The organism is Marinobacter halotolerans (assembly GCF_008795985.1).
GTDB lineage: Bacteria > Pseudomonadota > Gammaproteobacteria > Pseudomonadales > Oleiphilaceae > Marinobacter > Marinobacter halotolerans.
On the sequence record NZ_VMHP01000001.1, the window covers coordinates 1,431,189 to 1,447,985 of the forward strand.

At 57.8% G+C, this 16,797-nt stretch carries 16 protein-coding genes; 6 read left to right on the top strand and 10 right to left on the bottom strand.

Going from position 1 to position 16,797, the window contains the following annotated elements; all coding sequences use genetic code 11:
• Window positions 1–19 precede the first annotated feature (19 nt).
• Complete coding sequence (locus FPL19_RS06705) at window positions 20–793, top strand: SDR family oxidoreductase (RefSeq protein ID WP_150911688.1); 774 nt, start codon at window positions 20–22, stop codon at window positions 791–793.
• 60 nt (window positions 794–853) lie between these two features.
• On the opposite strand, the gene FPL19_RS06710 is transcribed toward FPL19_RS06705, so the two are convergent.
• Together FPL19_RS06710 and FPL19_RS06715 are read right to left on the bottom strand one after the other, a co-directional pair.
• Window positions 854–1,597 (bottom strand): glucosaminidase domain-containing protein, encoded by a 744-nt coding sequence (locus FPL19_RS06710; protein ID WP_225314316.1) that lies wholly within the window; start codon window positions 1,595–1,597, stop codon window positions 854–856.
• A gap of 52 nt (window positions 1,598–1,649) precedes the next feature.
• Entirely contained in the window at window positions 1,650–3,242 is a 1,593-nt protein-coding gene (locus tag FPL19_RS06715; RefSeq protein WP_150911689.1) for a flavin-containing monooxygenase, read from the bottom strand.
• A gap of 408 nt (window positions 3,243–3,650) precedes the next feature.
• On the opposite strand from FPL19_RS06715, the gene FPL19_RS06720 reads away from it, so the two are divergent.
• Both FPL19_RS06720 and pntB read left to right on the top strand, forming a co-directional pair.
• Entirely contained in the window at window positions 3,651–5,240 is a 1,590-nt protein-coding gene (locus FPL19_RS06720; RefSeq protein ID WP_150911690.1) for a Re/Si-specific NAD(P)(+) transhydrogenase subunit alpha, read from the top strand.
• Window positions 5,241–5,252: 12 nt separating this feature from the next.
• Complete coding sequence (gene pntB, locus FPL19_RS06725) at window positions 5,253–6,650, top strand: Re/Si-specific NAD(P)(+) transhydrogenase subunit beta (protein WP_150911691.1); 1,398 nt, start codon at window positions 5,253–5,255, stop codon at window positions 6,648–6,650.
• A 39-nt stretch (window positions 6,651–6,689) separates the two neighbouring features.
• On the opposite strand, the gene FPL19_RS06730 is transcribed toward pntB, so the two are convergent.
• The 5 genes from FPL19_RS06730 to FPL19_RS06750 all read right to left on the bottom strand — a co-directional run bounded on the left by FPL19_RS06730 (window position 6,690) and on the right by FPL19_RS06750 (window position 10,696).
• Entirely contained in the window at window positions 6,690–7,832 is a 1,143-nt protein-coding gene (locus FPL19_RS06730; protein WP_150911692.1) for a patatin-like phospholipase family protein, read from the bottom strand.
• Window positions 7,829–8,371, bottom strand: a complete 543-nt coding sequence (locus tag FPL19_RS06735; protein ID WP_150911693.1) for a hypothetical protein — start codon at window positions 8,369–8,371, stop codon at window positions 7,829–7,831. The genes FPL19_RS06730 and FPL19_RS06735 overlap by 4 nt, the downstream gene beginning before the upstream one ends.
• Before the next feature lie 111 nt (window positions 8,372–8,482).
• The gene (locus tag FPL19_RS06740; protein ID WP_150911694.1) at window positions 8,483–9,049 is read right to left on the bottom strand and encodes an exopolysaccharide biosynthesis protein; all 567 of its coding nucleotides are present in this window, start codon (window positions 9,047–9,049) and stop codon (window positions 8,483–8,485) included.
• 56 nt (window positions 9,050–9,105) lie between these two features.
• A complete protein-coding gene (gene bamE, locus FPL19_RS06745) occupies window positions 9,106–9,417 on the bottom strand; it encodes an outer membrane protein assembly factor BamE domain-containing protein (protein ID WP_150911695.1) in 312 nt (103 codons plus the stop codon).
• Between the two features lie 166 nt (window positions 9,418–9,583).
• The gene (locus tag FPL19_RS06750) at window positions 9,584–10,696 is read right to left on the bottom strand and encodes an NADH:flavin oxidoreductase (RefSeq protein WP_150911696.1); all 1,113 of its coding nucleotides are present in this window, start codon (window positions 10,694–10,696) and stop codon (window positions 9,584–9,586) included.
• An 89-nt stretch (window positions 10,697–10,785) separates the two neighbouring features.
• On the opposite strand from FPL19_RS06750, the gene FPL19_RS06755 reads away from it, so the two are divergent.
• Window positions 10,786–11,262 carry a winged helix-turn-helix transcriptional regulator gene (locus FPL19_RS06755; RefSeq protein WP_150911697.1) on the top strand — a complete coding sequence of 159 codons (477 nt, stop codon included), beginning with the start codon at window positions 10,786–10,788 and terminating at the stop codon, window positions 11,260–11,262.
• A gap of 29 nt (window positions 11,263–11,291) precedes the next feature.
• Here the strand turns inward: FPL19_RS06755 and FPL19_RS06760 are convergent, their stop codons facing one another.
• Together FPL19_RS06760 and FPL19_RS06765 are read right to left on the bottom strand one after the other, a co-directional pair.
• The gene (locus FPL19_RS06760; RefSeq protein ID WP_150911698.1) at window positions 11,292–12,593 is read right to left on the bottom strand and encodes a DEAD/DEAH box helicase; all 1,302 of its coding nucleotides are present in this window, start codon (window positions 12,591–12,593) and stop codon (window positions 11,292–11,294) included.
• A gap of 231 nt (window positions 12,594–12,824) precedes the next feature.
• Window positions 12,825–13,280 (bottom strand): DUF302 domain-containing protein, encoded by a 456-nt coding sequence (locus FPL19_RS06765; protein ID WP_150911699.1) that lies wholly within the window; start codon window positions 13,278–13,280, stop codon window positions 12,825–12,827.
• A 140-nt stretch (window positions 13,281–13,420) separates the two neighbouring features.
• Between FPL19_RS06765 and mltF the strand changes: the two genes are divergently transcribed.
• Window positions 13,421–14,794 (top strand): membrane-bound lytic murein transglycosylase MltF, encoded by a 1,374-nt coding sequence (gene mltF, locus FPL19_RS06770; RefSeq protein ID WP_150911700.1) that lies wholly within the window; start codon window positions 13,421–13,423, stop codon window positions 14,792–14,794.
• Window positions 14,791–15,864, top strand: a complete 1,074-nt coding sequence (locus FPL19_RS06775; RefSeq protein ID WP_150911701.1) for a transporter substrate-binding domain-containing protein — start codon at window positions 14,791–14,793, stop codon at window positions 15,862–15,864. The genes mltF and FPL19_RS06775 overlap by 4 nt, the downstream gene beginning before the upstream one ends.
• Here the strand turns inward: FPL19_RS06775 and FPL19_RS06780 are convergent.
• On the bottom strand, window positions 15,858–16,778 hold the full coding sequence (locus tag FPL19_RS06780) for a lysophospholipid acyltransferase family protein (RefSeq protein WP_150911702.1): 921 nt from the start codon (window positions 16,776–16,778) through the stop codon (window positions 15,858–15,860). The genes FPL19_RS06775 and FPL19_RS06780 overlap by 7 nt on opposite strands.
• Between the last annotated feature and the right edge of the window lie 19 nt (window positions 16,779–16,797).

The following is a 16,797-nucleotide window of genomic DNA, read 5'->3' on the forward strand; positions in this document are numbered from 1 at the left end:
ACGGAAAAGGATTCTCTCTATGAGCGTAAAACAGTTACTGGACCTGACTGGCAAAGTCGCCTTTATCACCGGCGGCTCCCGCGGCCTTGGCCTGCAGATGGCCGAGGCCCTGGGCGAGCTGGGGGCAAAAATCGCCATCAGCGCCCGCAAGCAGCATGAGCTGGACGCGGCAAAAGAACACCTGGAAGGCCTGGGCGTGACGGTGATCACCGTCGCCGCCGATCTGGGCAATCTGGAAGGTATCCCCAAGGTGGTTGATCAGGTCGTTGATCAACTGGGCGACATCGATATCCTGGTCAACAATGCCGGCGCCACCTGGGGTGCCCCGGCGGAGGATTATCCGCCCGAAGGCTGGATGAAGGTGATGAACCTGAACGTCAACGCCAGCTTCTTTCTGACCCAGACCGTCGGCAAGCGCTGCATGATCCCGCGCAAGACCGGCAAGGTGATCAACATCGCCTCCATCGCCGGCCTGTCCGGCAACCCGGAAGGCATGCAGACCATCGCCTACAACACCAGCAAGGGTGCCATGGTTAACTTCACCCGAGCGCTGGCGTCCGAGTGGGGTCACTACAACATCAATGTGAACGCATTGTGCCCGGGCTTTTTCCCGTCGAAGATGTCCCAGGGCTTGCTGGATGCCCAGGGTGACAAAATGCTTGAACGCATTCCGCTGAAACGCTTTGGGGGTGAAGAAGACCTGAAAGGCGCTGCGGTTTTGATGGCCACGGAAGCTGGCCGGCACATCACGGGCCAGTGCCTGGCTGTGGATGGTGGCACGCTGGTTAGCTGATTCGGAGGGACAGGTTGGCCTCGTGGTTTTCGAGGCCAACGCTGACTTGGTATCAAAGAATCAGAGATCGTGTTCGGCCAGCTCGTTGTGGCGCATCATGGCCCTGAGCTCTTCGATGTACTCCACACCGCGCTCAGAGTATTTCCCCAGACCTGCTGCCAGCGCATAACCGGTTACCGGCTGGTCATTGGCACGCAATGTGGCTCGTACTTCGCGTAACGGTTCGTAGGCATCATGCTGATTGAGGTTCTGCATGTAGCGTTCAACCGACTGTTGCGGCGAATCAAAATCCGCAACCTCGTGGGTCTTGCCAGAATCACGGCTGTTCGGCACGAGCCCACAACCCTTCTCAAAGCACCACTGGCCGAAATAGTTGTTACCCTTTGTGGCGAAGCGGGATGTTCCCCAGGCGCTTTCGTTAGCGGCCTGTGAAAGAGCCAGTGAAGCCGGCACAATATCAACCCGGCTCAGCAGCTCGTCCCACGCGGCCTGATCAGACACATCAAACTCGTCCATGCGATAGTCGGCGGCGATATCTTCAATCGTGCCTTCGTCCCACCAACCAATAGAATCCTGGTCGTTGTGCCAGGCAATCAGTTCCTCACGGACTTCGGCGATTCTGGCATTTTCTTCCTGAATTATTGGCAGAAAATACCCGAAGAAGGCTTCTTTGCGTTCAGTGCCTGCTTCATAGTCCTTGAAATCAGGCGCGCCTGATCCAAGCATCAGATAGCCCAGGACAAGCACAGCCAGCACTACGCCCGCGCCAATTCCGATCTTCTTGTTGTTTACAGAGTTTGTCATCAATGCCTCAACCGATTTGCTTGAATGGTAGAAGCACTACGTGCAACAGACCCTAGCAGTTCATGCCCGATAACGCCGGAACCGGCTCGCTGGCGCTGGCCACGTCGGATTCGCAAAGATACTGGCGCGCATCAAACCGCCGCGTCTGCTGACGGAACTGCCAGGTGAAACCGGGCCAGAGCGTGGTGTTCTTGCCGTTTTCGTTCATATACCAACTTTTGCAGCCGGTCTGCCAGACCGAGTCGCCCAGTTTGGCGTGGATGGAAGCGTTGTATTTGCTCAGCGCATCCTCCTTCACTTCCACGCTTTTCCAGCCATGCTTTTCCATCTTTTTCAGGGCGTCCAGCACGTACTGGATCTGGCTCTCGATCATGTAGACCATGGAACTATGACCCAGGCCGGTATTCGGGCCCATAAGCACGAAGAAATTGGGGAAGCCGGCAATGGTCGTGCCTTTATAGGCTTCGGCACCCTCTTTCCAGGCATCCAGCAGATCCTGCCCGCCACGACCCTTTACCATGCCTTTGGGAATCGGGTCCTGGGCCTTGAAGCCGGTGCCGTAAATGATGCAGTCCACCGGACGCTCCTCGCCGTTTCGCTCAACAATGGCGTTTTCACGTACCTCGCGGATGCCGTTAGTCAGCACGTCCACATTGTCCTGGGCCAGCGCCGGATAATAGTTGTTCGAGATCAACACCCGCTTGCATCCGAAATGGAAATCCGGGGTGACCTTTCTGCGCAGAACAGGGTCCTTGATCTGGTTGCGAATATGACGACGGGCCTGGAGCTCGCCAATCTTGAGGATGCGTGGGTCACCCACAAACCCCAGCACCCGTGCTTCCAACGTCCAGTAGATGCTCTGACGGAAAGCATTCAGCGATTGGGGAAAGCGTTTGAACAACGCCCGCTCCAGCGGACGGATTGGCCGATCCGGCTTGGGCACAATCCACGCCGGTGTGCGCTGGTAAAGGTCCAGGTGCGCGGCGTCTTTCGCCACCTCCGGCACGAACTGGATCGCGGACGCACCGGTACCAATCACTGCAACTCGCTTGCCCCGAAAATCATAATCGTGGTCCCAGTGCTGGGAATGAAACTGTTTGCCCTTGAAGTTTTCCAGGCCGTCGATGACCGGATAGGCCGGTGTACTCAGTCCACCCATGCCCGAGACAACCACATCGGCACGCAGGGTTTTTATCTCGGGTAGAGCCTCGTCCGAACGATCCAGTTCATCACCCGCCACCATGCCCCGTTCGGTCATGTAATCCCAGAGCGCAGGGGCGTCACAGGTTTCGACGGTCCAGCGATGTCGGCGTTCGTCAAACCTGGCGCCGGCCACGTGGGTATTCAGCTGAACATGCTCCACCAGCCCGTACTTCTCGGCGCAATGCCGGAGATAGGCCTTGATCTCCTGCTGGCGCGCGTACATGCGGGTCCAGTTGGGGTTCTGCTCGAAAGAGAAGGAATAGAGGGCGGACTGGACATCGCAGGCACACCCCGGGTAATGGTTCTCATGCCAGGTGCCGCCGACGTCATCGCTTTGTTCGAGAATGACAAAATCATCGTAACCGGCTTCCTTGAGCTTGATGCCCATGCCCAGGCCAGAGAACCCGGTGCCGATAATGGCAACTCGTACCGACGGTTTCATGTACTCCACCTCATTGTGTGCAAAACGCTTGGCCTGATGTTCTGTGGTAGCGACTTATCAGGCGGTATACGGTTGTATACACAATGAAATTGGCGGGAGTACATGGATTGGCTGCGAATTGGCCTGCGCCAACCGATGGCTGTCCTGTTTGAACCAGATCACCGGGTTTCGCGACAGAAACTGTTCAGGAAATCTCGTGTATGACTATTTGATATATAACCTATGGCTCCATGGAATACATTGATAAACCCTGCCAACACGGTAACATTCGCTTTGCAACCGAAAGGTTCGTCAATAGGCAGTTACGCGGAGCCATGCTGAAGAGCATGACTGATAGCGAAGTACAGGCTCTCATTGCCAGACAGAATCACTAACCCATAACCGGTGTATCCGGAGGACTCAGTGACAATGAAAATAGGTATTCCAAAGGAAATCTTTGAGGGGGAAAGGCGGGTCGCCGCCACTCCTCCTTCGGTCAAGAAACTGACCGACCTTGGGTATGAGGTACTGATTGAAACCGGTGCCGGAGACGCCGCCGACTACGCAGATGACACCTACAAAGCTGCAGGCGCAAGCATCATTGAGGACACCAAAGCCCTCTTCAAAGACGCGGACATTATCCTGAAAGTCCGTGCGCCAATGAAGAACACAGCGCTCAGGAAGCACGAAGCCGACCTGATGAAAGAAGGCAGTTTCCTGATCAGCTACCTGTGGCCCGCGCAGAACCCGGAGCTGCTGGAACACCTGGCGAAAAACAAAATCACTTCGCTGGCCATCGACAGCCTGCCCCGCATCAGCCGGGCGCAGAAAATGGACGCATTGAGCGCCATGGCGAACATTGCCGGCTACCGCGCGGTGATCGAGGCAGCGAACCACTTCGGCCGTTTCTTTACTGGTCAGGTAACAGCCGCCGGCAAAGTGCCGCCCGCGAAAGTCATGGTAATCGGCGCCGGTGTTGCCGGCCTGGCCGCCATCGGCGCCGCCAACAGCATGGGTGCGATCGTTCGAGCCTTCGATACCCGCCTGGAAGTGCGCGAACAGGTGGAAAGCATGGGTGCCGAATTCCTGCAGCTGGACTTCGGCGAAGAAGAGGGTAGCGGCACCGGCGGCTACGCCAAGCAGATGAGCGACGAGTTCATCAAGGCGGAAATGGCGTTGTTTGCCGAGCAGGCGAAAGAAGTGGATATCATCATCACCACCGCCCTGATCCCCGGCAAACCGGCACCCAAGCTGATCACCGAGGCAATGGTCAAATCCATGAAGCCTGGCAGCGTGGTGGTGGATCTGGCGTCCGAGCGCGGTGGTAACTGTGAAGTTACCGAGCCCGGCAAGGTAGCCAACAAGCACGGCGTCACCCTGATCGGCTACACCGACCTGCCAAGCCGCATGGCGAAGGTAGCCAGTGACCTCTACGCCACCAACCTGACTCACCTGATGACCGAGCTGACGCCTGAGAAAGACGGCAAGCCGGTGGTGAATATGGAAGACCAGGTCATTCGTGGCCTGACGGTGGTGAAAGAGGATAGCGTGACCTGGCCACCACCCCAGCCCGAGGCTCCGGCCACGCCGCAGCACAAGCCCGGCACCGAGGAACCCTCCCCGGCCGACGTACAGGCAGCAAAAGCAGCCGCCGAAGAAAAGGCCAGGAAAAAGAGCCTGATCGGCAAAGTGGCTTTGCTGGCCGTTACCGTTTTCGCACTGTACGGCGTCGGCGCCCACGCCCCGGAAAGCTTCCTGAGCCACTTCACGGTCTTTGTGCTGTCGTGCTTTATTGGCTGGCAGGTCATCTGGAACGTAACACCGTCCCTGCACACACCTCTGATGAGTGTCACCAACGCCATCAGTGGCATTATCGTGATTGGCGCCATGCTCCATCTTGCCCAGGCGGGAAGCGTCGCCGTTGGCATCATGGCTTTCATCGCCGTACTGATTGCCAGCATCAACATCGGGGGCGGCTTCTACGTCACCCACCGCATGCTTAAAATGTTCCGCAAGTAGGAGACGCCCAACATGAGTACAGGAATGGTGAGCGTGGCCTACGTGGTCGCGAGTGTGTTGTTTATTCTGAGCCTGGGCGGCCTTAGCCACCAGGAATCCGCCCGCCGCGGTAATCTCTACGGTGTTGCGGGTATTATTATCGCCGTGGGTGCCACCCTGGCGAGTTTCGGTCCGGATGGCGGTATTATCGCCATCGCAATTGCGATACTGATTGGTGCCGGCATCGGCATCCCCATTGCCAATAAAGTCGAAATGACCCAGATGCCCCAACTGGTCGCCCTGCTGCACAGCTTTGTGGGTCTTGCAGCGGTCCTGGTCGGCTTTTCCGGCTACATCGAACCGCTGGTTGCGACTAGTGGCACCGAGCACACCATCCACCTGGTGGAAGTCTTTCTTGGCATCTTTATCGGTGCAGTGACCTTCACCGGCTCACTGGTTGCCTGCGGCAAGCTGGATGGCCGCATCGACAGCAAGGCGCTGACCCTACCCGGGCGCCACTGGATGAACCTGGCGGCCATCATTGCCTGTGTGGTTCTGGGCAGCTGGTTCCTGAGCACTGACAGCATGGGCCTCGGCATCCTCTACCTGATCATCATGACGGTCATCGCATGCGTGCTGGGCGTTCATCTGATCATGGCCATCGGCGGCGCCGATATGCCCGTTGTCGTTTCCATGCTGAACAGCTATTCCGGCTGGGCGGCGGCGTCCATCGGTTTCATGCTGGGCAACGACCTGCTGATCGTTGTGGGTGCCCTGGTGGGCAGCAGTGGTGCGATTCTGAGTTACATCATGTGTAACGCCATGAACCGCTCCTTCATCAGTGTGATTCTGGGTGGCTTTGGCCAGACCAGCAGCAGCTCGGCCGCCAGTGATGAGGAACAGTCCGTCTACGAAACCAGCGTGGATGAAGTCTGCGAGGAACTGCGCAACGCCCGCTCGGTGATCATCGTGCCGGGGTACGGTATGGCTGTGGCCCAGGCGCAAAACGGCGTCAGCGACATGACCAAGTACCTGCGGGACAAGGGCGTGAATGTGCGCTTCGGCATTCACCCGGTGGCAGGTCGTCTGCCCGGACATATGAACGTGCTGCTGGCCGAAGCGCACGTGCCCTATGACATCGTTCTGGAAATGGACGAAATCAACGAGGACTTCCCGGATACCGACGTGGTGCTGGTGATTGGTGCCAACGACACGGTCAACCCGGCGGCCGCCGAAGACCCCAGCAGCCCCATCGCCGGCATGCCCGTGCTTGAAGTCTGGAAGGCGGGGCAGGTTGTGGTGCTGAAACGTGGTATGGCGTCCGGCTATGCCGGTGTGGAGAACCCGCTGTTCTTCAAGGACAACACCCGCATGTTGTTCGGCGATGCCAAGGAAAGCGTCGACAAGCTGGTATCAGGCCTGCGGGGCTGATATCTACTCCGATCGGGGGCTTAAAGGCCCCCGACGGTGTCAACCCCGAGACTGTGTTCCCCCTGAAAAGAAGCGTTCAATCTGCTTGGCCTGGCTCTGGCCATCCCGGTAGCCCAGACTGATCAGATCCTTGCAGAAACGCGGGTCGAACAGCAAAAAGCTGGCAAGACTGGCGTTACCATCCGCTCCAGTATCCGATGCCCCTGCCAAACGGCGCAGTATCAGCGGTAAACCATCAAGATACTTTGCAGCAATCTCGTCAATCGGTTCAGACGGGGATATTTCCAGAATATCCACCGGGCTCAGATCCAGGCCAGCCTCTTTCAATTTCTTCTGGGGGATCAGCTCCAGCAACTGGTTGATCATCCGGGAGCGCTCAATATCGTAATCCAGCGTATCCAGAAAGATCCCGTTAAAAACGTGTCCCAGAACCTGGGTCATTGTGGGCATACCGGGTTTTTCCGGCCGCTTGACCGTGCTCATCTGGTTGGCACTGACACCCACCACCATCACCTTGCGTGCGCCCAGACGCAGGGCCGGGCTGACGTGGGCCATCTGGCGGGTTGCGCCATCGCCGAAGTATTCACGATTGATAGGTACCGGCGGGAAAAGCGTGGGTATGGCTGACGAGGCCATGATGTGATCCAGCCCCAGCTCGGTTCTTGTACCGGCACGCTGCCCTACGGACCAGCCCTCCAGCCCATCGATACCCTCGAAGAAACAGACGTTCTGACCCGTGTTATAGCCACAGGCATTCAGCCCCACCGCATCGATATGACCTTCGCGGATAGTCTGGTGGATGTTCTCCAGATTGATTTCCCGCTTCAGCATCTTCCGCAACGGCGCATTATCCAGAAGTGATATCGGGCCGCTCTCGATCGGGCTGCTGATGAACTTGCGGGCTACGGAACTCAGGCTGCGCATCAGGCTGAACGATCCGGCACGGTAGACCCGATCCATGGTCAGCTCCGACCACACTTTCTCCAGGTGATCAATATTGTGACGGAACAGACCGCGGCTGCCGGCAAGCGCCATAGCGTTAATGGCGCCGGCAGAGGTGCCGATGATGACGTTGAAAGGGTAATGCCAGTCCGGATACATATCAGCGACGGCGCGCAGCACGCCTACCTGATAGGCCGCACGCGCGCCGCCGCCAGTCAGAATGACACCGGTTCTGGTCATGCCGGCTTGATCTTCTGCTTGCGCCTGCTGGCAAAGGGATTGTTGATGCTGGAGTCCTTGCCCTGCAGCTCCGCTTCCGGATGGTTCTTGGTCATCAGTTCCTTGACCTTGGCGATATGCTGTTTCGGGGTATCCACCATAATCAGATACTTGCCCGCTTCGATGTCCTGGTGGAACGGCTGTATACGGTAGTTTTCAGTCTGGATACCACCGAATCCGCCCACCCAGGCGCCGGCGGCGACCACGAAGATAAACAGGGCAATCCAGGCGGCAGCCGGCATATTCACAAATTCCAGCAACGCCAGGGGCACAATAAATGCCAGCGCCAGTACAAACCCGGCAATCGCGCCGCGCTCTACAAAGCGGGGCAGATCGGTTCTGTCCAGAACAGAAGCCGTGTGCAACTGGTGGGTGTACAACCCGGCCTCATCCTTACTGACGATGTGGAAACGCCAGTCAGTTACACCGTTCTGATGAAGGTCGTCGGAGATTTCCTTAGCACTGTCAATTGAAGAAACCAGATAGAATAAACGTACCATGGCGACTCTCCTTTTTAGCCAGCAAATAAGAGATCCTACTCCTGTAATCTAGCTCAAGATCACCGGTTTTACTTACTCTATCTCCACCTTCAACCCAGTCGGGGCGGTTCTTCAACCCCCCAGGTTACGCAACAGCATGATCGGACCTGTGAGTGAAACGCCCCAGGCAATCAGTGCGAGAAGGCCGTCTCTGGAAATCATTGCCATTCCAAACGCCACCAGGGCCAGGCCGGCGATGCTGGAACTGAACGGAACCACCTCCGTGGCGGGCATAACGACGGAAATCACCATGCAAGCCAGAGCCATGGCATATAATCCGGGGCCTTTAACCAGCAACGTGAACCTGGCACGGGTCATGCGATCAATGTTTCTGGCAAAGGGACGCAGCCACTTCAGACCCTTGAGCAGTCGTTGACGGGGTATTTTTCGCCTGACAATCAGCTTCGGCAGCCAGAAATGTTTCAATCCTAGCAGCACCTGCCCGAGGGTGAGCAGAGTCAGCATCCCCATAAGCGTCGGAATCCCGGGCACGCCACTGAGTGGCGTGACCAGAATGATACCCGCCAGAAGCACCATGGGACCAAAGGTTCTCCGCCCCACGGAATCCATCATCTCCCCGATGGACACAAAATCGCGGCCCTGGGCGCCGGATTTGATCCGGTCCAGCAGTTGCTCCATATTTGCCGGATCCTGATGCCGATCTGTCGATTCCTGATTGGGGATAGCCGGCACCCTCACTCGGTGGTGTTGTAGACGTAGGAGGAGACGGTGCCGTCTTCGTTAAAACGAACCACCAGATCCGTCGTTTCCGCGTCTCCGAAAGCAGACCAGCGATACTTGCCGTAGGTCCAGGTGCGCTTGCCATCTTCAATGCCGGTGCGCCAGGGGTCACCGAACATCGCCTGAATCTCGGTTCGGGTGGTCTCGCCAATCGTGATTTCGTCCACCTTGTGTGTCGCGAAATCCTTGCCAACGGTCGCGCAACCCGCGCCCAACACCAGTACAAAAGCCACCATAAGTGCCCGAATAGATTGAATCCGCGTCATGCCATGCTCCTTGGAACGGTCAGTGTGTACTGGCAGCATAACGCATATGCCAGGTTCAATGGCTTACCCTCAGATTACGGAACCATTAATCCATGGAACAAAAAAAACCCCGGCCTCGGCCGGGGTTGAAAGCTTGCACTTCAAGGAAGGGATTGCGTGCAAATCATCAATAGAGTTTGGTCAGCGACTTTTTGGCGAAGGCCTCGACATCGTCGATCCGACCCTCCTTCACCTTGATCAGCCACTCCGGATCCTGCAGCAGGGCGCGACCCACGGCGATCAGCTCGAATTCATGGTTGGCCATGCGCTCCACTAGCTCATCGATGCCGGACTGTTCCACCGCTTCTTTCTTGCTGGCGAAGGTGCCGCTGATGAAGTCTTCGGTCAGACCGACACTGCCCACGGACATGGTGGGCTTGCCCGAAAGCTTCTGGGTCCAACCGGCCAGGTTGAGGTTCGAGCCCTCGAATTCAGGCTCCCAGAATCGACGGGTCGAGGCGTGGAAAATATCCACACCGGCGTTCACCAGAGGCTTGAGGAACTGCTCGAGCTCTTCCGGGCTGTTCACCAGCTTTGCCTCATAGTCCTGCTGCTTCCACTGGGAAAATCTCAGCATGATGGGGAAATCCGGTCCCACACGCCCGCGCACGGCCTCTACGATTTCCACCACAAAGCGCAGACGGTTCTCCAGGCTGCCGCCGTACTCATCGTCACGCTGGTTGGTGCCTTCCCACAGGAACTGGTCCAGCAGGTAACCGTGGGCACCGTGAATCTCAACGCCGTCAAAACCCAGCGCTTTGGCATCCTGAGCGCCGTCCGCGAAAGCCTGGATCACGTCATCAATGTCTTCCTTGCTCATGGCCTTGCCATTGGGCTTTCCGGGCGCAAACAGGCCGGACGGACTGTAGCCGGGAACGCTGCTGTTGGGCTCTGTGCCCCCCTTGCGAACAGCACCCACGTGCCAGAGCTGCGGGAAGATGGCACCGCCAGCTTCGTGGACTGCATCGACCACTTCCTTCCAGCCTGCAAGAGCTTCATCACCATGGAAAAACGGCACATTGGGGTAGCCGTTCGCGGCTTCGTGGTTAACGGTCGTTCCCTCGGAGATCAGCAACCCGACGCCACCTTCAGCGCGGCGGCGATAGTAGTCCACGACCTGCTGGCTTGGCACGTGGCCCGGCGAGAAATTACGGGTCATAGGCGCCATCGCCACGCGATTTCGCAACGTCAGGTTATGGATTTCGAAACGCTCGAATACGGGGCCGAGGTTCATGCTCATAATAGATCGCAACCTTATCAATTTGGTCTCTTTACGCAACTCTATTGAATCTGGTTTTAAAACGCAACCCTATTCGCTACACTCTTTCCATGGCTAGAAAACGATTTGACGATTCAAACTGCTCCGTCGCCCGTGCACTCAACGAAGTGGGCGACTGGTGGTCGCTCCTGGTGGTGCTGCACGCAATGTATGGCACCCGACGCTTCGTGGACTTTCAGAAAGAGCTGGGCATCGCCCGCAACATCTTGTGCGACAGGCTCGCACGGCTGGTGGACAATCAGGTTCTGAAAAAGGTTGAGGTGGGCGAACACGGCTCCCGCTTCGAGTACCGGTTGACCGAAAAGGGACGGGATCTGTTCCCGATCGTGGTGGCACTGCGGCAGTGGGGCGACAAATGGAACCCGGCGCCGGAGCAAACGCCTCTGGATCTGCGGGACCGGGAAACCGGGGAACCGATTCAGCCAATCACCGTGCAAAGCTCTGACGGACGCCCTCTGTCTGTAAGAGACGTACTGGTGAGGGAATCGGTACCGGCAATCGGAACAGCCAACAAAAAAGCGGTGTAAACACCGCTTTTTTGTTATTGGGTTTCAGGTTATCCCTGACGCTGGGCCTGTCCCGCACCGGCTGATCGACCGCCACGGCGTCCACCCGGTCCAGCATTCTGACCAGTCGGACGACCCTGCCCACCCGGGCGACCACCGTTTCCATTGCGATTCCGTGCCCGACTCGGGTCGGCTTTTGCTTTGGGCTTCAGCGGCAGGTTATTCTTCGGCTCAAAGCCTTCGATCTCTTTACGCGGCAGCTGCTTCTTGATCAGCTTCTCGATACCCGCCAGCATCTTGCCTTCATCGGCACTGACCAGTGACAGCGCATGGCCGCTTTCCCCGGCACGGCCGGTACGGCCGATACGGTGCACGTAATCTTCCGGCACGTTAGGCAGCTCAAAGTTCACTACCTGCGGCAGCTGTTTGATATCCAGACCGCGGGCCGCAATGTCGGTCGCCACCAGTACACGAATATCACCCTGCTTGAATTCTGCCAGCGCCCGGGTACGGGCACCCTGGGATTTGTTGCCGTGAATGGCGGCGGCGGTGATACCGTCACGCTCCAGCTTCTGGGTCAGACGATTGGCGCCGTGTTTGGTGCGGGTAAACACCAATACCTGCTCCCAACCGTTGTCCCGCACCAGCTTGCTCAACAATGCTGTTTTCTGGCTCTGATCCACCGGATAGACCGACTGCACGATAGACTCTGCAGAGGTATTCCTGGCGGCCACTTCCACCTGAACCGGATCATTCAGCAGGCCCGTGGCCAGCTTGCGGATCTCGGGTGAGAAGGTGGCGGAAAACATCAGGTTCTGACGCTTGGCTGGCAGCATAGCCAGAATCTTGCGGATGTCGCGGATAAAGCCCATGTCGAGCATGCGGTCGGCTTCATCCAGCACCAGCACTTCCACTTCATCAAAGCGCACGGCGTTCTGCTGGTAAAGATCCATCAGCCGGCCGGGGGTTGCCACCAGCACGTCCAGACCCTTGCGCAGCTTCATCATCTGCGGATTGATTTTCACACCGCCGAATACCACGGCAGATTTGGTCGGCATGTAGCGGCTATACAGGGCAACACTGTCGTGTACCTGCGCAGCCAGCTCGCGTGTTGGGGTCAGAATAAGCGCCCGTGGGCCCTTGCCCTCGCGAGGTTTGGCAGACAAACGCTGCAGCAGTGGCAGCGTGAAACCGGCGGTTTTGCCGGTACCGGTCTGGGCCGCGGCCATCACATCCCTGCCGGACAGCACAGCAGGAATAGCCTGGGCCTGAATGGCAGATGGGGTTTCATAACCCTGATCGGTAGTGGCACGCACCAGTTGCTCGGACAGGCCGAGTGAAGAAAAACTCATATAGGATCAACTCTTGATAATTCAGCCCCCGGACTTTTACAGGCAGGAGCAGAAACCATGATTCAGTCATGGAAAAAAGACGACTACAGTCACGCGCCAAAAATGGGGTGACGTCCTCTGACAGGTCGTATGGAGGTTCGCACAGGCTAAAAGCCAAAAACTGCGGGAATCCCTAGAGGCAGGATGATGAGCACCCTAACAGAGTGCCCAGACAATAGCTATAGACAGTTTCTACCGGGTCGCGGCAGTGGCAAAGTTATCAAGCGCGCCGGCGATTTTTCCCAGCACCGCATCACAGCCTTCAATACCGTGGCGCTGCTTCAAGTACATGGGGTCGTTATACCCCAACCAGACCTGGCCGGACTCGTCTTCCCAGATCAGCGCTTTCTGAGGGAGATCAATGGCGACGCTCTGGGCACATTGCATTAGCGGCGTACCTACTTTCGGATTCCCGAAGATCACCAGTTCCGTGGCCCGCAGCTCAAGGTCCACCGAGGCCGCACCGGCGGTGTGGTTGATGCGATTCATGACCGTCATGCCCTTGTCCTTGAGTAACGTAGTCAGTTTGTCAGCCGTGGCAGCTACGCTGTGGCTGCTTTTAAGCGCAATAACACCCTCGGCGCCGAAAACAGAGAGCGGCATGAGCAGACTGACCACCCAAAGCAGATGCTTGAAACGAACGTTCATAAACGAGCTCCTTCGGCAGTGCGTGTGGTCAGCATAGGCCACACTATTGGCATCTGCGCGCTGTATCCTCCCGAAAGTGGTACAGTTTGATTACACATTCGTAAGGATAGGCACAAAACGTCCAAAAACGAGGTCCATACATGACTCACGTCCACAAACGGGGCATGGCCCTGATCCTATTCCCGCTTGCACTGACAATCACCGCCTGCAGCCAGCCCTCCGCTGAACAGGCCAGCGCCGAAATCGGCAGCCCCGAAGAGACCGGCGTATTACAGGTGGCCACCCGAAACGGCTCCACCACCTATTATGTGGATCGTCACGAGAACCCCATCGGGCCGGAGTACAGCTTGGTCAGCAAGTTCGCTGAAAGCAAAGGGTGGACCGTGGAATGGACCATGTATGAGTCTACCGCCCAGGTTCTGGCTGCGCTGGAGTCCGGGAATACACACCTGGCCGCAGCCGGGCTGACTCACCTGCCCTCGCGCACCGAACGCTTCACCCGGGGTCCTGCCCACACGGAAATCACCGAGCAACTGGTATGCCACCGGGAACAGCGACCGATGCCGCGCCTGCCGGAAGAAATGGCCGGAGTCGAGATCAGGGTAACGGCGGCATCCAGCTATGTGGAAACCCTGAACAAACTGGCGGGCCAGCACGAGGGCATTGCTTTCACAGAGGATGATGAATTAACCACTGAAATCCTCCTTTCGGAAGTGGCCGAGCAGGATCTGGACTGCACCGTCGCCGACTCCAACATTGTCCAGGTCATGCGCCGTCACTTCCCGCATCTCGAAGTGGCCATGAATCTCTCCTCCGGCAAGAATCTGGGCTGGTATGCGCCAAAGGCCTTTGAGGGCATCGCCGATACGGCTCACGAATGGATGAACAGCAGCGCCGGCGATGAAGCGATTGGCGATATGGAAACCCGGTATTACAGCTACATCGGTGAATTTGACTTCGTCGATCTTCGAGCTTTGAACCGTCGCATTGAAGACCGTCTGCCCGATTACAAAAGTGAGTTCGAGGCTGCCGAGGAAAAAACCGGCATGCCCGCCGATCTTCTGGCCGCTTTGTCGTATCAGGAATCCCATTGGGACCCGGCCGCGGTCTCCCCCACTGGCGTTAGAGGCATCATGATGCTGACTGGCAACACCGCCGAGTCACTGGGCGTTACTGACCGACTGGACCCGGTTGCAGCCATCGACGGCGGCGCCCGATACCTGGCCGATCGCCATCGCCGCCTCCCGGACACCATTCCGGAACCGGACCGCACCTTCCTGGCACTGGCCAGTTACAACATTGGCCGCGGGCACCTGTTGGACGCCCGCCAGCTGGCGAGAGACCTGGGCAAAAACCCGGATTCCTGGGAAGACATGGCCGAAGTGCTGCCCCTGAAAGCGGACAAGCGCTACTACCCCAGCACCCGTTACGGCTATGCCCGTGGCTACGAGCCGGTCCACTATGTGCAGCGTATCCGCAATTATCGTGATGTTATTCAGGGAGCGTTTGAATGAGTCGATCACTGCGGCTGCTGGCCTCCCTGATTCTCTTTCTGCCCGCCTTTGTAGCGGCGCAATCGACTTCCGATCCGATCCGCGTTGGCATCACCGAGGTGCCTCCGTTCATCATGCAGTCGAACAGTGGCGATTGGGAGGGCATCAGCGTCGACCTATGGCGTCAGGTGGCCGAGAACACAGGGCGGGAATACGAGTGGGTGCCGCTGCCCTTCAGTGATCTGCTGGCACAGGTCCGCGCTGGCGAGATCGACGTCGCCGTGGGCGCGCTGACCATGACGGCCGAGCGGGAAGCCGCCTTTGATTTCACCCATCCGTTCTACCAGACGGGGTTATCCATTGCGGTTCCCCCGGCATCGGAACAGGGCCTGATGTCCAGTCTGCTAAGCCTGCTGAGCTGGGAATTCCTGAGCGTGGTGTTATCCCTGGCCGCCCTGCTACTGGGCGTCGGCTTTGTGCTGTGGCTGTTCGAACGCAGGCAGAACCCCGAGCAGTTTGGCGGCACCGCGCCACAGGGTATCGGTTCCGGGTTCTGGTGGGCGGCGGTCACCATGACCACCGTGGGCTATGGCGACAAAGCGCCCATTTCCCTGACCGGCAGGATTGTGGCGCTGGTCTGGATGTTTGCCGGATTGATTATGGTGGCCAGCTTCACGGCAGCTATCACCTCCTCCCTGACGGTCAACAACCTGCGTACGCAGATCCAGGGACCGGACGATCTGATCCGAGCCAATGTCGCGACCGTCAGTAATACTGCCAGCGAGCAGTATCTGCAGGAACAGCGTATTCGCCATCAACAGTACCCGGATCTGACATCGGCCATGGAGTCAGTGGCAAACGGCGAGACAGACGCCGTTGTCTACGATCGGCCGCTGCTGCAGTACCGCAACCTGCAAATGGGCGCCAACCGTCTGACCCTGCTTCCTGGCATATTCCAGAAACAACTCTATGCCCTGGCCTTACCGGCAGGCAGCCCATTGCGGGAACCGGTCTCTGAGCAGATTCTGAACGTGACGGAAACCGATGCCTGGCAGGACACCGTCATGAAATATCTGGGCCAGGATCAGTAGATCCGGGCGGCGCCCTCCGGGCGTGTCTTGAAGCGCTTGTGCAACCACAGGTACTGATCAGGATGCTCCCGGACCGCGCCCTCAAGGAAACGATTCCAGACTTCCGTATCAGCAGCAGAATCCTGGCCGAAGCCTTCCTGTACCGGTGAAAAACGTATCTGGTACTGGCCATCAGGCAGACGCAAGTGGCTGACGCAGATGACCGAGGCGCCGGACACCTTGGCGATGTAGCTTGGCGAGGTAATGCAGGGCGTATCCACCCCGAAAAAGGGCACAAACACCTCGGTTTTGTCGCCAAAGTCCTGATCGCAGGCAAACCAGACCTCGCCGCCCTTTTTCAGGTAAGACACCATGGGCCGAAGCTCCCGCTTGGTGAAGCCCCGAATGCCGGGATGTTGGCGACGCCCACGCTCTATCATTCGGTCAATCACCGGATTTGCGTTGGGCCGGTACATGTAACCGGGCTTTTTCAGGTGGCAGGCAATCAGCGGCAGGGCAAAGTCAAAAATACTGTAGTGGCCACCAATAAGCAGCACTCCCTTGCCTTTTTCCTGCGCTTCCCGCAGATGTTCAAGCCCTTCGACCTGAGCATTCGCACAGTAGCCGGACATATCCCGCCACCACGCGTGCAGGCTTTCCATAACGCCACGGGTACAGGCCACGAAATTTGCCTCTATCAGCCGTGAACGTGACGCCTTGTCCATCTCCGGGAAACACACTTGCAGGTTCGTATCGGCCACTTTCCGGCGAGATTTCAGTTTACCTTCCAGTACCTGGCCCAGCCAGGCGCCGAAGTTCTGTTTGGTGCTCATGGGTAGCAGGGAAATAAGGTAAAGCGTGAAAACCAGCGACCAGGACGTCCAGTAAACCGGATGCCAGAGGGGCCGGCCTGTTTTTCTTTTTTTGCGGGACATGAATCAGCACTCTCCAGTG

What these genes read in the sequence shown, in the direction of transcription:
- FPL19_RS06775 (WP_150911701.1), top strand. Translation starts at nt 14,791, where the DNA reads ATGAGTCGATCACTGCGGCTGCTGGCCTCCCTGATTCTCTTTCTGCCC.
- pntB (WP_150911691.1), top strand. Translation starts at nt 5,253, where the DNA reads ATGAGTACAGGAATGGTGAGCGTGGCCTACGTGGTCGCGAGTGTGTTG.
- FPL19_RS06750 (WP_150911696.1), bottom strand. Translation starts at nt 10,696, where the DNA reads ATGAGCATGAACCTCGGCCCCGTATTCGAGCGTTTCGAAATCCATAAC.
- FPL19_RS06710 (WP_225314316.1), bottom strand. Translation starts at nt 1,597, where the DNA reads ATGACAAACTCTGTAAACAACAAGAAGATCGGAATTGGCGCGGGCGTA.
- FPL19_RS06765 (WP_150911699.1), bottom strand. Translation starts at nt 13,280, where the DNA reads ATGAACGTTCGTTTCAAGCATCTGCTTTGGGTGGTCAGTCTGCTCATG.
- FPL19_RS06720 (WP_150911690.1), top strand. Translation starts at nt 3,651, where the DNA reads ATGAAAATAGGTATTCCAAAGGAAATCTTTGAGGGGGAAAGGCGGGTC.
- FPL19_RS06780 (WP_150911702.1), bottom strand. Translation starts at nt 16,778, where the DNA reads ATGTCCCGCAAAAAAAGAAAAACAGGCCGGCCCCTCTGGCATCCGGTT.
- FPL19_RS06760 (WP_150911698.1), bottom strand. Translation starts at nt 12,593, where the DNA reads ATGAGTTTTTCTTCACTCGGCCTGTCCGAGCAACTGGTGCGTGCCACT.
- FPL19_RS06740 (WP_150911694.1), bottom strand. Translation starts at nt 9,049, where the DNA reads ATGGAGCAACTGCTGGACCGGATCAAATCCGGCGCCCAGGGCCGCGAT.
- bamE (WP_150911695.1), bottom strand. Translation starts at nt 9,417, where the DNA reads ATGACGCGGATTCAATCTATTCGGGCACTTATGGTGGCTTTTGTACTG.
- FPL19_RS06705 (WP_150911688.1), top strand. Translation starts at nt 20, where the DNA reads ATGAGCGTAAAACAGTTACTGGACCTGACTGGCAAAGTCGCCTTTATC.
- mltF (WP_150911700.1), top strand. Translation starts at nt 13,421, where the DNA reads ATGACTCACGTCCACAAACGGGGCATGGCCCTGATCCTATTCCCGCTT.
- FPL19_RS06730 (WP_150911692.1), bottom strand. Translation starts at nt 7,832, where the DNA reads ATGACCAGAACCGGTGTCATTCTGACTGGCGGCGGCGCGCGTGCGGCC.
- FPL19_RS06715 (WP_150911689.1), bottom strand. Translation starts at nt 3,242, where the DNA reads ATGAAACCGTCGGTACGAGTTGCCATTATCGGCACCGGGTTCTCTGGC.
- FPL19_RS06735 (WP_150911693.1), bottom strand. Translation starts at nt 8,371, where the DNA reads ATGGTACGTTTATTCTATCTGGTTTCTTCAATTGACAGTGCTAAGGAA.
- FPL19_RS06755 (WP_150911697.1), top strand. Translation starts at nt 10,786, where the DNA reads ATGGCTAGAAAACGATTTGACGATTCAAACTGCTCCGTCGCCCGTGCA.